Below are 13,643 nucleotides of genomic sequence, written 5' to 3'. Positions count from 1 at the left end.
GCCTCGTCATTTCAGGTTCTGGCGCAACAGCATGGTGCCGCCGCGCTGGGTAAATTCAAGTTGTTTCAGGGCACTCATGCCCAGTAATACGGTTTGCCCATCCAGGCCCGGCACCACGGTGGCGCGCACATCCTGCAGGCGGATATCGCCCAGTTGCAGGTTGGCCAGGCGCGTGCGATAGCCCTCGGTGCGGCCGTTGGCGGTGCTGAGCAACACCGAACTGCCACGCTCGAGGTTCAGCTCGCGGGCCAGCGCCTCGGGGATCGCCACGTCGGTAGCGCCGGTGTCGAGCATGAAATGCACCACCTGGCCATTGATCGCACCATCCACCACGAAGTGACCCTGGCCGTTGCTCAGCAGGCGCACTTCGATAAAACCTTCGCCATGTTCGGACTGCACCTGGGTGTTGGGGTAGCGCTGGCTGTCTTCCCACTGGCCGAAAAAGCGCGTGGCAAGGAACATCGCCGCCGCCCAGGCGACGATCATAAGCACCCTGCCCGCACGCTTGCCCGGTGCCTGGCTCATGGCTTGGCGCTCCAGCCACCCTCGGGTGCGTCGAAGCGCCAGACGATCGGGCGGGTTTCACCATCGGCACGGTCGCCGTTGTTGTTGTCCAGGCCAATCCAGGCGCCCTTGGCATCGATCACCAGCGCCTCGGCCAGCCCGAACGGCTGGTCATAACGCCGCATGGGCTCCAGCGCCTCGGCGGCGAACGACCAGCAACGCTCGACCTTGCCGCTGTCGGCGTCACGCCGGCAAACCCGGTAGGCATTGCGTTCGAGGGTGAACAGCTTGCCCTCGAACAAGGCCAGGTCGGCAAAATCGCGCGACAGCGCACGGGCATTGGGCATTTGCGCCGGCTGCATCTCGACCCCGGCCTCGCTCAGCAGCACGCAACTGCGCCCACACGTCCACACCGATTGTTGACGCTCGATGGCTACCAGGCCACGCCGCTCACGCTCGGCGGCCAGCCACAGGCGATCGCCCGCCGGGTTGATCGCCAGGCCTTCGAACAAGGCATTGAAGTTCAGCAGCATGCCACTGGCGCGGGCCTGGCGAACCATGGCCGGGTCGATCTTCAACCAGTCCGGTTCGCCTTCCACGGGCAACTGCAACACGGCAGCATGGGCTTCACTGGCCAAGTAGAGGTTGCCCGCCTGGTCACAGGTGATGCCCTCGAAGTCCAGCTCGCCACCGCGTATGTACGCCGCCGCCCAATTACGTGATTTCAGGCCCCACGGCAAGCCGCTTTCCGGCGGCGGTGGCGGGGTGAACGTCAGTGGTTGCGCGCGCCAGGTCGAGCTTTGCTGATCGAAGCGGTAGATGCGGTCGTCGTCGCGGTCGGACACGCCCCACAGCCCGCCGCGGCACTGCGCCAAGCCAGACAGGTTGCCACCGCGCATGCCGTCGATCGGGTGCTCGGCAGTCAGTTTCAGCTCTGGCCAGTTGCCCGCCAGGCTCGGCAGGGCAACCAGTGCAAGGCAAGCGGCAAGAAGCTGCCGAATCAAACCATGACCTCGGCCAGGTTACCCTTGGTTTCCAGCCAGCTCTTGCGATCGCCAGCGCGCTTCTTGGCCAGTAGCTTGTCCATCAGCTCGCACGTAGCCTCGACGTCGTCCAGGGTCAGCTGCACCAGGCGTCGGGTGTTCGGGTCCATGGTGGTTTCACGCAGCTGTGGCGGGTTCATCTCGCCCAGGCCCTTGAAGCGAGTGACCTGCGGCTTGCCGCGTTTCTTCTCGGCCACCAGGCGGTCGAGGATGCCGTCACGCTCGGCCTCGTCGAGGGCGTAGTAGATTTCCTTGCCCAGGTCGATGCGGTACAGCGGCGGCATGGCCACGTACACATGCCCAGCCTCGACCAGCGCCCGGAAGTGCTGGACGAACAGCGCACACAGCAGGGTGGCGATGTGCAAGCCGTCGGAGTCGGCGTCAGCCAGGATGCAGATTTTGCCATAGCGCAGCTGCGCAAGGTCGGTGGCGCCCGGGTCGACGCCAATGGCCACGGCGATGTTGTGCACTTCCTGGCTGGCCAGGACTTCGCCACCGTCCACTTCCCAGGTGTTGAGGATCTTGCCGCGCAGCGGCAGGATCGCCTGGAACTCTTTGTCCCGCGCCTGCTTGGCCGAGCCACCTGCCGAGTCACCCTCGACCAGGAACAGCTCGGCCCGCATCGGGTCCTGGCCGGCGCAATCGGCCAGCTTGCCGGGCAATGCCGGGCCCTGGGTGATGCGCTTGCGCTCGACCTTCTTGCTCGCCTTCAGGCGGCGCCCGGCGTTGCTGATGGCCAGCTCGGCCAGCTGCATGCCCAGCTCGGGGTGGGCGTTCAGCCACAGGCTGAAGGCATCCTTGACCACGCCCGAAACGAACGCGGCCGCTTCGCGCGACGACAGGCGCTCCTTGGTCTGCCCCGAGAACTGCGGCTCCTGCATTTTCATCGAGAGCACGAAGGAAATGCGCTCCCAGATGTCCTCTGGCGCCAGCTTCACGCCACGCGGCAGCAAATTGCGGAATTCGCAGAACTCGCGCATGGCATCCAGCAGGCCCTGGCGCAGGCCGTTTACATGGGTGCCGCCCTGGGCCGTAGGGATCAGGTTGACATAGCTTTCCTGGATGCTGTCGCCCCCTTCCGGCAACCACAGCAAGGCCCAGTCTGCGGCTTCCTTGTTGCCCGCCAGGCTGCCGCAGAACGGCTCGTCAGGCAGGCGCTGGAACTCGCTGACCGAGTCGACCAGGTAGGAGCGCAAACCATCCTCGTAATGCCATTCGACCTTTTCGCCACTGGCCTTGTCCTCGAAGCTGACCAGCAAGCCCGGGCACAGCACGGCCTTGGCCTTGAGCACGTGCTTGAGGCGGCTGATGGAGAACTTGGGCGAGTCGAAGTACTTCGGGTCGGGGCTGAAGTAAACGCTGGTGCCGGTGTTGCGTTTGCCGACCGACCCGACCACTTCCAGCTCGCTGGCCTTGAAGCCATCGGCGAACGTCATCTGGTATTCGTTGCCGTCACGTTTGACACGCACGCGCACCTGGGTCGACAGGGCGTTGACCACCGAAATGCCCACACCGTGCAGGCCGCCAGAGAACTGGTAGTTCTTGTTGGAGAACTTGCCGCCAGCGTGCAGCTTGGTAAGGATCAGCTCGACCCCGGACACGCCCTCTTCCGGGTGGATGTCCACCGGCATGCCGCGACCATCGTCGCTGACTTCCAGCGAGTGGTCGGCGTGGAGGATGACCTGCACAGAGCGCGCGTGACCGGCAAGGGCTTCGTCGACGCTGTTGTCGATGACTTCCTGGGCCAGGTGGTTGGGGCGGCTGGTATCGGTGTACATGCCCGGCCGTTTGCGGACCGGGTCAAGGCCCGAGAGGACTTCGATGGCGTCTGCGTTATAGGCGCTAGCGCTGGGATTGGCCATAGGGTCTCTTCGTCAGTCTGGTGAATGCAAAAAAAGTCAAAATACAGAAAAGTCGAGCGCCGCATACTGCCCGCGGGCAATACCGGCGAAGGCCAGCAGGGCTGGCAAGTGCTCGGCAAAGCCCTGGAAGCTGTGGTCACCACCGGCCTGGATGCGCAGGGCACAGGCACGGTAATAGTGCTCGGCGTGGCGATAGTCCAGGGTTTCATCGGCGGTCTGCAGCCACACTTGATAGCGGCTGGCATCTACCGGGGCCGGTACTTCCAGCTCGGCCAGGGCCTGCACGTGATCGTGGGTCAGCTCCCAGGTTTCATCGGTGTAGTGGTTGCGCTGGGTACCCAGGTAGCCGTCGAAATGCTTGTGCGGGGTTACCGCCGGGTTGACCAGCAGGGCCTTGAGGCCATGCTGCTCGGCCAGCCAGGTGGCATAGTAGCCGCCGAGCGAACTGCCCACCAGTAATGGCGCGCCGAGTTCGGCGATGGCTGCCTCGAGCTGGGCGATAGCCTGGCGCGGGTGGTGGTGCAAGGCGGGCACGCGTAGCTGTGCCGACAGGCCCAGTTGCTGCATCACGGCTTCGAGCTGGCGCGCCTTGGTGGAAAGCGGCGAGCTGTTGAAGCCATGGATATAGAGGATGGAACCCGACATGCTGCCCCCGGAATCTGTGGCTTTGCGCCTGAAGATGCGGGCGCAGGGACGCGCAGTGTAGCGCGTTCGCCGGGTTTTGACGCAGTGTCACGGGTTTCGCAACAATTTCTTCACCATAGCCCGCTGCAACAGGGCACCCTGTAGGAGCGGCCTTGTGTCGCGAAAGGGGTGCGAAGCGCCCCCCCATAATTTCAGCTTCGCCGCAGATATTGCCGGGGCCGCTTTGCGGCCCTTTCGCGACACAAGGCCGCTCCTACAGTTAACTGCGCAACCCGCTTAATAACCGGGGCTGTCGAAGTCGAGCTTCACTTCAAAGTCCAGCGCCCGCTCTACTCCGGTCTCCAGCCGCCCGTCGGCATGCAGGCGCAGCCAACGGTACCCGGGCTGCTCTTCGCTCACCTTGAAGTCTTCGCTGCGAGCCGCGAACTGAATGCAGGTCGAAGGCGTAGCCAGCAAACGCCGACCATCGCGCACTTCATCCCATTCCTGGTGCACATGCCCCCACAGCAACCCCCGCACCTGTGGATAACCTTCAATGATGTCAAACAGCGCCCGAGCATTGCGCAAGCCGATCGGCGCGATCCAGGCGCAGCCGATATCCACCGGTTGATGGTGCAAGCACACCAGGCAATGCCGCTCGTCCGCCCCTTTCAGCGCGGCCTCCAACACTGCCAGCTGGTCACCCTCCAGCATGCCATGGGTGGCGCCATGCACCGCCGTGTTTAGCATGACAATGCGCCAGGCGCCGATATCGGTTACCGCCTGCACCAGCTCCGGCGCCACTTCGGCCATGACCCGGGCTTCATCATGGTTGCCCGGCAGCCAGCGGCTGGGTACGCCAAACGGCGCAGTCAGCTCACGAAAGGCCTCATAAGAGGCAACGCTGGCATCCTGGGACAAATCGCCCGTGCACAACAGCAGGTCGACAAGCGGTTGCTCGCGCCGTACCTGGGCTACTACGTGGCGCAGGCTGTCACGGGTCTTGAGGCCCAGCATGCTGCCGGCCGGGTCGGCAAAAAGATGGGCGTCGGTCAGTTGTACAACATGTACAGGGCGCGTCTGGTCTGGACGCATGTCAACGAACGCTTGCCAGTTCGTGGCCACAGGCCAGGCAGTGGCTCAGCCATTCACCCAGGAACAGGTTGAGCTGGGCCTTTTCGTCCGGCTGGTGCATGGCCTCGTTCGGATACGGGTAGATACTGCGCAGGCGCCGGGTGTGTTCGGCGCTGACCACTTCGGCCATGCGCGCATCGTGGTAGACCTGCACTTCCAGGTGCGGCACCGGCAGCCACGGCAGGCTGTGCTCCTGGCGCACATGCAAAGTGGTGGTGTATGGGCAGGCCAGCACTACATCCAGCACCAGCACGCCGAGCATCTGGTCGCCTTGGGTCATGCCGATGCGGCGCGAGCTCTGGGTGGTGCGCATGTCGGGCAACAGGCGCATCAGCCGGGCGTAGTTGGCCTCGCAGGCAGCCTGCAGCCCGACCAGGTCGACTCGATAACGCTCGCGCAGCAGGTTCACTTCCACATACCTCGTACTTCATCACGGTTCAGCGCCAGCCATTGCAGGCCGATGATGGTCGCCGCGTTGCAGATGCGCCCGTCGCGCACGGCCTGCAACGCGTCCTCGAACGACCATACGCGTACGCGAATGTCTTCGCCCTCTTCTTCCAGGCCATGCAGCCCCCCGGCGCCCTCGCTGGTGCAACGGCCAAGGAACAGGTGAACGTACTCGTCACTGCCGCCGGGCGACGGGAAGTAGCGGGTCATCGGCCACAGGGCGCTGAACGTCAGGCCGGCTTCCTCCTCGGCTTCGCGGTGGGCGACTTCTTCGGGTTGCTCATCCTTGTCGATCAGCCCGGCAACCATCTCGATCAGCCAGGGGTTGCCGACCTTGTCCAGTGCGCCCACGCGAAACTGCTCGATCAGCACGACTTCATCGCGCAACGGGTCGTAGGGCAGCACACACACTGCATCGTGGCGCACGAACAGTTCACGGCTGATCTCGCGGCCCATGCCCCCGGCAAACAGCTCGTGGCGCAGGTGCACCTTGTCGAGCTTGTAGAAGCCCTGGAAGCAGTTGGCCCGCTTGACGATCTCGACCGCCTTGGGCACCGAATTCAACGTGTCTGACATGGAAATCCTCGTTACCTCAATTACCGCATCGCGCCATCCTACTCTGCACGCTTTCGCGTTTCACCCCTTTCCGGCAACCGTTCGCACACTCGGGACAGCTCGCCTTCACTCTGTTAGCTTAGTGGCGAACTGAAGGCCGCGCAGACGGTCAAAGGCCGACTTTTCCCTGTTCTGCAAGGATCATCATGACACTTGTCAAACTGACTTCCGTGGCCGTGCTGGCACTCGCCCTGGGCGCTTGCCAGAGCCTGTTCACGCCCAACTACCGGGCCCCGCTCGAGGTCAAGCGCGACGCCTGGGAGCACGTGAAACCCGGCTGCAGCGAAAGCGACTGCCCGCTGGTGAACATCGACATGGTCCACTTCCCGGCCCTGCCCAAACTCGACGCCATCGTCGAAAAGCGCCTGCTGCAACTGACCGAAGACAATCAGCATGGCACCGCCCCAGGCACCTTGCAGGCCTACGAGCAGCAATTCCTGGCCAGTGCCGACAAACGTAACAGCAGCTATTTGCAAGCCAAGGTACGCGAGCAGCATGACGGGCTGGTGATCGTCGAGTTGTCCAGCTACCTGGACAGTGGTGGCGCCCACGGCATGCCGGGGCGTGGTTTCATCAACTATTCGCGCAAGCTGGACAAGGTGCTGACCCTGCAGGACATGCTGGTGCCCGGCCAGGAAGACACCTTCTGGAAAACCGTCGAGGAGTCTCACCGTGCCTGGCTGATGAGCGTGGGCATGGACAAGGACGCCGAGTTCGTCAAAACCTGGCCGTTCAAGAAATCGCCGCACATCGCCCTGACGTACGGCGCGGTGGTGGTCAAGTACGAGGTCTACGCCATCGCGCCCTATTCCATGGGCCACGTGGAACTGAAAATCCCGTACCCGCGCCTGAATGGCGTGCTCAAGCCTGAACTGTTTCCCGGCCGCGGCTAAGGCTTAGCAGCCCATGCAGTACACCTGCCAGCAGCAATGCTGGCAGGGTTGCACCCAGCTCCGGTGCATTGGCGGCAATCAAGTGATAGGCCGCCACCCCCGCAAACCAGGCCACCAGCGCCTGCCAGTGCAAGCCACCCACCTGTGCCGGCAGTTGACGACGGCGGATCACGTAGTGGTCCATCAGCACCACGCCGAACAGCGGCGCGAACACCGAGCCGATCAGCAACAGGAAGTTTTCGTACTGGGCCAGGGGTGCCAGCAGGGCGATGAGGGTGCACAGCACGCCGACGGCCAACGCCAGGTGCTCGACCTTCAGCGGCAACAGCACACCGGTGGATACGGCAGCCGAGTGGATGTCGGCAAAGGCCTTTTCCGACTCGTCCAGCAGAATGAGCAGCAGCGGGATACCCATGCCGGCGCCCGCCAGGGCCAGCAGCAGGGCGTTGACTTCACCACTGGCAGCAAAGGCCAGTGTGTAGGCCACGCCCAGGCTCATCAGCCAGGTGTTACCGATGAAGTAACCCACTACCGTGCCGCCGAACACATGCTTGCCATTGCGGGCGAAACGCGAGTAGTCGGCAATCAGCGGCAGCCACGACAGCGGCATGGCAATGGCGATATCAAAGCCGACCGCCAGCGACATCGAGCCGTCCCCGGCGCGGTTCCACAGCGCAGCCAGGTCGGCCTTGGCGAACAGGTTCCAGGTCAGCCAGATGCAGGCGCCCAGCAGCAACCAGATACCCCAGGCGCGCAGCACCTTGCGCACGAAGGCCAGTGGCCCGCTGACCGCCAGCAGGGTGGCCAGGGCGCCGAAGCACAGGGTCCAGAGCATCGGGCTGTTCCAGGCACTGTCCTCGCCGAACGCACGCGCGCCCAGCAGGCTGGCGGCATCGCGCATGACAATGATCTCGAACGCCCCCCAGCCCACCAGTTGCAGCAGGTTGAGCAGCGCCGGCAAACGTGCGCCGTGGCTGCCCAGGCTGAGTTTCAGGGTGCCCATGGCGGACAGGCCGGTGTCGCTGCCGATAACCCCGGCCGCCCCCAGCAACAGCACACCCACGCCGGTGCCCAGGGCGATGGCCAGCACCGCGCCGGCGAGACCAAGGCCTGGCGCGAGCATGGCGCCGACTTGCAGCACCATCAGGCCGATGCCGAGGGAAAACCACAGCGAGAAGAGATCGCGGGCGCCGAAGATGCGCTGGTGGGTGGGGACCGGGTGGTCGGGTGAGAACTGGCTGGGGGTGGTCATTGTTATGTTCGCCGGAAAAAGTAGGAGTTGCAGACTGCATCCTGTGGGAGCGGGCGTGCCCGCGAAGCAAGCACCGCGGTGCATGGCAAGGGCTTCGCCCTTGTTCGCGGGCACGCCCGCTCCCACAGAGAAAGAGGCTGCGGTTTAGACTTTGTGGTACAGCTGGCTGCCTTCCTGGCGGAACCGCTCGGCCTGCTCGCGCATGCCCTCTTCGACCGACACGTCCACCGTCTCGATCCTGGCGGCGTATTCACGCACTTCCTGGGTGATCTTCATCGAGCAGAACTTCGGCCCGCACATCGAGCAGAAGTGCGCGACCTTGGCCGATTCCTTCGGCAGGGTCTCGTCGTGGAAGGCACGCGCTGTGTCCGGGTCCAGACCAAGGTTGAACTGGTCTTCCCAACGGAACTCGAAGCGTGCCTTGGACAAGGCGTTGTCACGGATCTGCGCGCCCGGGTGGCCCTTGGCAAGGTCGGCGGCATGTGCGGCGATCTTGTAGGTGATGATGCCGGTTTTCACGTCGTCCTTGTTCGGCAGGCCCAGGTGCTCCTTGGGCGTGACGTAGCAGAGCATGGCGCAACCGAACCAGCCGATCATCGCCGCACCAATACCCGAAGTGATGTGGTCGTAGCCCGGGGCAATGTCGGTGGTCAGCGGGCCGAGGGTGTAGAACGGCGCCTCGTCGCAGCACTCCAGCTGCTTGTCCATGTTCTCCTTGATCAACTGCATGGGCACGTGGCCCGGGCCTTCGATCATGCACTGCACGTCGTGCTTCCAGGCAATCTTGGTCAGCTCGCCGAGGGTTTCCAGCTCACCGAACTGCGCGGCGTCGTTGGCGTCGGCAATCGAGCCAGGGCGCAGGCCGTCGCCCAGCGAGAAGCTGACGTCGTAGGCCTTCATGATTTCGCAGATTTCGTCGAAGTGGGTGTACAGGAAGTTTTCCTTGTGGTGCGCCAGGCACCACTTGGCCATGATCGAGCCACCACGGCTGACGATGCCGGTAACGCGCTTGGCGGTCAGCGGCACATAGCGCAGCAGCACACCGGCGTGGATGGTGAAGTAGTCCACGCCTTGCTCGGCCTGCTCGATCAGGGTGTCGCGGAACAGCTCCCAGGTCAGGTCTTCGGCCACGCCGTTGACCTTCTCCAGTGCCTGGTAGATCGGCACGGTACCGATCGGCACCGGCGAGTTGCGAATGATCCACTCACGGGTTTCGTGAATGTGCTTGCCGGTCGACAGGTCCATGACCGTGTCCGAGCCCCAGCGGATGCCCCAGGTCAGCTTGGCCACTTCTTCCTCGATCGAGGAGCCCAGGGCGCTGTTGCCGATGTTGCCGTTGATCTTCACCAGGAAATTGCGGCCGATGATCATCGGCTCCACTTCCGGGTGGTTGATGTTGGCCGGAATGATCGCGCGGCCGCGGGCGACTTCCTCGCGGACGAATTCGGGGGTGATTTCTTTCGGAATATTGGCGCCGAAGCTGTGGCCGGCGTGCTGCTCCTTGAGCAGGCCTGCGGCGCGGGCCTCCTGCAGCTTCATGTTTTCGCGGATGGCCACGTATTCCATCTCTGCGGTGATGATGCCCTGGCGGGCATAGTGCATCTGCGAGACGTTGGCGCCAGCCTTGGCCCGACGCGGGTTGCGCACGTGGGCGAAGCGCAGCTTGGCCAGCTCGGCATCGTTCAGGCGCTGCTGGCCGAAGTCGGAGCTCAGGCCGTCGAGGCGCTCGGTGTCACCACGCGCTTCGATCCAGGCCGAGCGCACATCGCCCAGGCCTTTGCGTACGTCGATGATCACGTTGGGGTCGGTGTACGGGCCGGAGGTGTCGTAGACCAATACCGGGGCGTTGGTTTCGCCACCAAAATCGGTAGGGGTATCGTCCAGGCTGATTTCGCGCATGGGTACGCGGATGTCCGGACGCGAGCCTTCGACATAGATCTTGCGCGAACGGCGGAACGGTTGCACGGACTGCTGATCGACTTGTGCCGATTCGCTGAGGTTGATCGCTTTTTCTTGTTTGGTCATCACAGGCTCTCCAGACGGCTTCCTAGCAGTGGAATGTCGGGGGAGAACCTGAAAGACGCGGACGCACCCCTTGACGGGTGCAGTGCCGGATATGGGGGTGCCTGAAGCTGCATGCAGCTGCGACATTCCCGGACCTGGCACAAGAGGCTCCCCGGGAAGGCGAGCAATCTTGTTCCCTACGCAGGCGCTAACCTGATCAGGTTCAACGGGATCCGCACCTCTGCGATCTCAGCCTTTGCTTCAAGGCACCCCGACAAGAACATGCGCAGTCTAAGCTGGAGTGGTCGGCAAAGCCAAGCGGGTAAATGCGCGATTGATGAAAGGCACACCAGGCGATTGTTGCCGGGGGCGCATGGCACTACACTGGCCCGTCGCTCGATACTCAACAGTTCAGTAATTACTTTCGTACAAGGATTGCCTCTATGCTGCGCAAACTCTCACTGGCGATAGCCGTGTCTTGTGCGTCCAACGGAGTGGTCTGGGCAGCGGACATGCCCCCAACAGTGAAAACCGACCTGGTCAGCGTCTATCAGGAGGCGGTGGACAACAACGCCGACCTGGCGGCTGCCCGCGCCGATTATGGCGCCCGCCGCGAAGTGGTACCCCAGGCCCGCGCCGGGCTGTTGCCCAACCTGTCGGCTGGCGCCGAAATGATGAACACCCGCACCAAGCTCGACGAGCCCTCCATCACCTCCAACCGCAGCGGTAACTCATGGAGCGCGACCCTGGCCCAGCCAATCTTCCGCGCTGACCGATGGTTCCAGTTGCAGGCAGCCGAGGCAGTCAACGAGCAGGCCGCGCTGGAGCTGTCGGCCACTGAACAGAACCTGATCCTGCAGACTGCACAGAACTACTTCGCCGTGCTGCGCGCCCAGGACAACCTGGCCGCTACCAAGGCCGAAGAAGCGGCGTTCAAGCGCCAGCTGGACCAGTCCAACGAGCGTTTCGATGTGGGCCTGTCGGACAAGACCGACGTGCTGCAATCCCAGGCCAGCTACGACACGGCCCGGGCCAACCGGATCATTGCCGAGCGCCAGGTGCAGGACGCCTTTGAAGCGCTGGTCACCCTGACCAACCGTGAGTACACCTCGATTCAAGGCGTGGTGCATACCCTGCCCGTGCAGGTGCCTACCCCCAACGACGCCAAGGCCTGGGTCGAAACCGCCGGGCGCCAGAACCTCAACCTGCTGGCCACCAACTATTCGGTTTCTGCCGCCGAAGAAACCCTGCGCCAGCGCAAGGCCGGTCATGCCCCGACCCTGGATGCAGTGGCCAAGTACCAGAAGGGGGACAACGACAGCCTCGGCTTTACCAACCCTTCGCAATTGGGCGTGCGCTACAGCGGCGATGTCGAACAGACCAGCGTTGGCCTGCAACTGAACATTCCGATCTACAGCGGCGGGCTGACCAGCTCGCAGGTACGTGAGGCCTACCAGCGCCTGAGCCAGAGCGAACAACAGCGCGAAAGCCTGCGCCGCCAGGTGGTGGAAAACACCCGCAACCTGCACCGCGCGGTGAACACCGACGTGGAACAGGTACAGGCACGCAAGCAGTCGATCATCTCCAACCAGAGTGCGCTGGAGGCCACTGAAATCGGCTACCAGGTCGGTACCCGTAACATCGTTGACGTGCTTGATGCCCAGCGCCAGCTGTACACCTCGGTGAGGGATTACAACAACAGCCGCTATGACTACATCCTCGACAACCTGAGCCTGAAGCAGGCGGCAGGGACCTTGAGCCCGCAGGACCTGACGGACCTCAAGCGTTACCTCAAGCCGGACTACAACCCGGACAAGGACTTCCTGCCGCCGGATTTGGCTGCTGCTGCCGCCAAGAACTTTGAGCGTAGGCCCTGAGATAGGTTTTGGCTTCTTCGCGGGCTCGCCCGCTCCCACAGGGATTGCGCAGCCCTCGAACCCTGCATCAATCCTGTGGGAGCGGGCGAGCCCGCGAAGAAGCCAACGCAACTATCAGCGGATTAGCGCAGCCAGGCCATCGAGCAAGCGCTGCAACGCCCCCTGATTGGCCCGCATCACCGCCCTGCCCGCCTCGCCCATGCGCTGCGCATCCTGCGGCAACTCGACCAACCGCCGCACTTCCCCGGCCAGCCCGTCGGCATCGTCCACCTGCTGCAACGCCCCCGCATCACGCAACATTGCGCTGATTTCGAGGAAGTTGAACACATGCGGCCCCATGATCACCGGCAGCGCCAGCGCCGCCGGCTCCAGCGGGTTGTGACCACCGGTTGCCACCAGGCTGCCGCCGACAAAGGCAATGTCGGCCAAGGCGTAAAGGAACAGCAACTCGCCCATGGTGTCGCCAAGCAGTACCTGCGTCTGCGCATCAACAGGGGCGCCAGCAGAGCGGCGCACGGTCGTGAACTGTTCGCTGCAAAGCGCATGCACCGCGTTGAAGCGTTCGGGGTGGCGCGGTACCAGGATCAGCAAGGCATCACCATGCACCTGCAACAACTGCCGGTGCGCCTGCAGGATCAACGCGTCCTCACCTTCATGGGTGCTGGCCGCAATCCACACCGGGCGCTGCTGCGCCCCCCACTGCGCACGCAATGCCTTGGCACGGGGTAGCAGTTGCTCATCGATCTTCAGGTCGAACTTGATCGAACCGGTGACTTGCACGCACTCAGGACGCGCCCCCAGATCGCGGAAGCGCTGCGCCTCGGTTTGCGTTTGCACGGCAATCAGGCTCATCTCTGCCAGCATCGGCCGGGTCAGCTTGGCAAAACGCCCATAACCACGGGCCGAGCGCTCGGACAATCGCGCATTGGCCAGCGCCACCGGAATACCGCGCTTGGCACACTGGTGGATGTGATTGGGCCACAGCTCGGTTTCCATGATGATCCCCAGCTTGGGCTGCACATGGTCTAGAAAACGCCCAGCGGCCCATGGCAGGTCATAAGGCAGGTAGCAATGCTGCACACGTGGTTCGTCGGCGAACATGGCGCGAATGCGCTCGGCACCGGTCGGCGTCATGCAGGTAAGCGTGATCGGCAATTGCGGGTAGGCCTTGAGCAAGGCCCGCACCATTGGCGCGGCGGCGATGCTCTCGCCCACAGACACCGCATGCACCCAGATGCCACCTTGGCGCATGACTGGCAGCTTGAACGCAAAGCGCTCGCCGATACGCTGGCCATAGGCCGGCGCCTTGCGCGCGCGCAGGTACAGGCGCAGCGCAACCAGCGGCAGGCCCAGGTGAAACAGCAAGGTATAGAGAGTTCTGTTCATGG

Annotated in this window: 12 protein-coding genes and 1 riboswitch; of the genes, 2 read left to right on the top strand and 10 right to left on the bottom strand. The window is 63.6% G+C overall.

The annotated features are described in order from the left end of the window. Window positions 1-6 precede the first annotated feature (6 nt). The 7 genes from ACIQUI_RS09255 to ACIQUI_RS09225 form a co-directional block, all read right to left on the bottom strand. Complete coding sequence (locus ACIQUI_RS09255; protein ID WP_403197383.1) at window positions 7-525, bottom strand: TIGR02281 family clan AA aspartic protease; 519 nt, start codon at window positions 523-525, stop codon at window positions 7-9. Beyond that, entirely contained in the window at window positions 522-1,508 is a 987-nt protein-coding gene (locus ACIQUI_RS09250) for an esterase-like activity of phytase family protein (protein WP_403197381.1), read from the bottom strand. The genes ACIQUI_RS09255 and ACIQUI_RS09250 overlap by 4 nt, the downstream gene beginning before the upstream one ends. Continuing rightward, a complete protein-coding gene (gene parE / locus ACIQUI_RS09245; protein WP_391129535.1) occupies window positions 1,505-3,409 on the bottom strand; it encodes a DNA topoisomerase IV subunit B in 1,905 nt (634 codons plus the stop codon). Before parE ends, ACIQUI_RS09250 begins: the two co-directional genes overlap by 4 nt. A 36-nt stretch (window positions 3,410-3,445) precedes the next feature. After that, complete coding sequence (locus ACIQUI_RS09240) at window positions 3,446-4,054, bottom strand: YqiA/YcfP family alpha/beta fold hydrolase (protein ID WP_403197377.1); 609 nt, start codon at window positions 4,052-4,054, stop codon at window positions 3,446-3,448. 276 nt (window positions 4,055-4,330) lie between these two features. Continuing rightward, window positions 4,331-5,128 (bottom strand): 3',5'-cyclic-AMP phosphodiesterase, encoded by a 798-nt coding sequence (cpdA, locus tag ACIQUI_RS09235; RefSeq protein WP_403197374.1) that lies wholly within the window; start codon window positions 5,126-5,128, stop codon window positions 4,331-4,333. Window position 5,129: 1 nt separating this feature from the next. Then, a complete protein-coding gene (locus tag ACIQUI_RS09230; protein WP_016501905.1) occupies window positions 5,130-5,582 on the bottom strand; it encodes a DUF1249 domain-containing protein in 453 nt (150 codons plus the stop codon). Further along, window positions 5,573-6,190: an NUDIX domain-containing protein gene (locus ACIQUI_RS09225; protein WP_391129544.1), complete on the bottom strand. Its 618-nt coding sequence runs from the start codon at window positions 6,188-6,190 to the stop codon at window positions 5,573-5,575. The genes ACIQUI_RS09230 and ACIQUI_RS09225 overlap by 10 nt, the downstream gene beginning before the upstream one ends. 185 nt (window positions 6,191-6,375) lie before the next feature. Here ACIQUI_RS09225 and ACIQUI_RS09220 point away from each other — a divergent pair, with 185 nt between their 5' ends. Then, window positions 6,376-7,122, top strand: coding sequence for an RsiV family protein (locus ACIQUI_RS09220; RefSeq protein WP_403197370.1), 747 nt, complete (start codon window positions 6,376-6,378; stop codon window positions 7,120-7,122). On the opposite strand, the gene cytX is transcribed toward ACIQUI_RS09220, so the two are convergent. Continuing rightward, a complete protein-coding gene (gene cytX / locus ACIQUI_RS09215; protein WP_403197368.1) occupies window positions 7,091-8,374 on the bottom strand; it encodes a putative hydroxymethylpyrimidine transporter CytX in 1,284 nt (427 codons plus the stop codon). The two genes, ACIQUI_RS09220 and cytX, sit on opposite strands and share 32 nt — an antisense overlap. 144 nt (window positions 8,375-8,518) lie before the next feature. Next, on the bottom strand, window positions 8,519-10,399 hold the full coding sequence (gene thiC / locus ACIQUI_RS09210) for a phosphomethylpyrimidine synthase ThiC (RefSeq protein WP_403197365.1): 1,881 nt from the start codon (window positions 10,397-10,399) through the stop codon (window positions 8,519-8,521). Between the two features lie 156 nt (window positions 10,400-10,555). Beyond that, window positions 10,556-10,662, bottom strand: a riboswitch (TPP riboswitch). Window positions 10,663-10,821: 159 nt separating this feature from the next. On the opposite strand from thiC, the gene ACIQUI_RS09205 reads away from it, so the two are divergent. After that, window positions 10,822-12,255 carry a TolC family outer membrane protein gene (locus tag ACIQUI_RS09205; protein WP_403197362.1) on the top strand — a complete coding sequence of 478 codons (1,434 nt, stop codon included), beginning with the start codon at window positions 10,822-10,824 and terminating at the stop codon, window positions 12,253-12,255. Window positions 12,256-12,369: 114 nt separating this feature from the next. Here the strand turns inward: ACIQUI_RS09205 and waaA are convergent, their stop codons facing one another. Then, on the bottom strand, window positions 12,370-13,641 hold the full coding sequence (waaA, locus tag ACIQUI_RS09200) for a lipid IV(A) 3-deoxy-D-manno-octulosonic acid transferase (RefSeq protein ID WP_403197359.1): 1,272 nt from the start codon (window positions 13,639-13,641) through the stop codon (window positions 12,370-12,372). Window positions 13,642-13,643 lie beyond the last annotated feature (2 nt).

Source organism: Pseudomonas sp. NPDC090592 (assembly GCF_044769185.1).
Lineage (GTDB): Bacteria > Pseudomonadota > Gammaproteobacteria > Pseudomonadales > Pseudomonadaceae > Aquipseudomonas.
The sequence above is the reverse complement of the archived record's forward strand: the minus strand, read 5'-3'. Positions and strand labels throughout refer to the sequence as shown.

Excerpts from the sequence above, each read along its gene's own strand:
- cytX (WP_403197368.1), bottom strand. The coding sequence starts at position 8,374 with ATGACCACCCCCAGCCAGTTCTCACCCGACCACCCGGTCCCCACCCAC.
- ACIQUI_RS09205 (WP_403197362.1), top strand. The coding sequence starts at position 10,822 with ATGCTGCGCAAACTCTCACTGGCGATAGCCGTGTCTTGTGCGTCCAAC.
- ACIQUI_RS09225 (WP_391129544.1), bottom strand. The coding sequence starts at position 6,190 with ATGTCAGACACGTTGAATTCGGTGCCCAAGGCGGTCGAGATCGTCAAG.
- cpdA (WP_403197374.1), bottom strand. The coding sequence starts at position 5,128 with ATGCGTCCAGACCAGACGCGCCCTGTACATGTTGTACAACTGACCGAC.
- ACIQUI_RS09220 (WP_403197370.1), top strand. The coding sequence starts at position 6,376 with ATGACACTTGTCAAACTGACTTCCGTGGCCGTGCTGGCACTCGCCCTG.
- thiC (WP_403197365.1), bottom strand. The coding sequence starts at position 10,399 with ATGACCAAACAAGAAAAAGCGATCAACCTCAGCGAATCGGCACAAGTC.
- ACIQUI_RS09255 (WP_403197383.1), bottom strand. The coding sequence starts at position 525 with ATGAGCCAGGCACCGGGCAAGCGTGCGGGCAGGGTGCTTATGATCGTC.
- parE (WP_391129535.1), bottom strand. The coding sequence starts at position 3,409 with ATGGCCAATCCCAGCGCTAGCGCCTATAACGCAGACGCCATCGAAGTC.
- waaA (WP_403197359.1), bottom strand. The coding sequence starts at position 13,641 with ATGAACAGAACTCTCTATACCTTGCTGTTTCACCTGGGCCTGCCGCTG.
- ACIQUI_RS09240 (WP_403197377.1), bottom strand. The coding sequence starts at position 4,054 with ATGTCGGGTTCCATCCTCTATATCCATGGCTTCAACAGCTCGCCGCTT.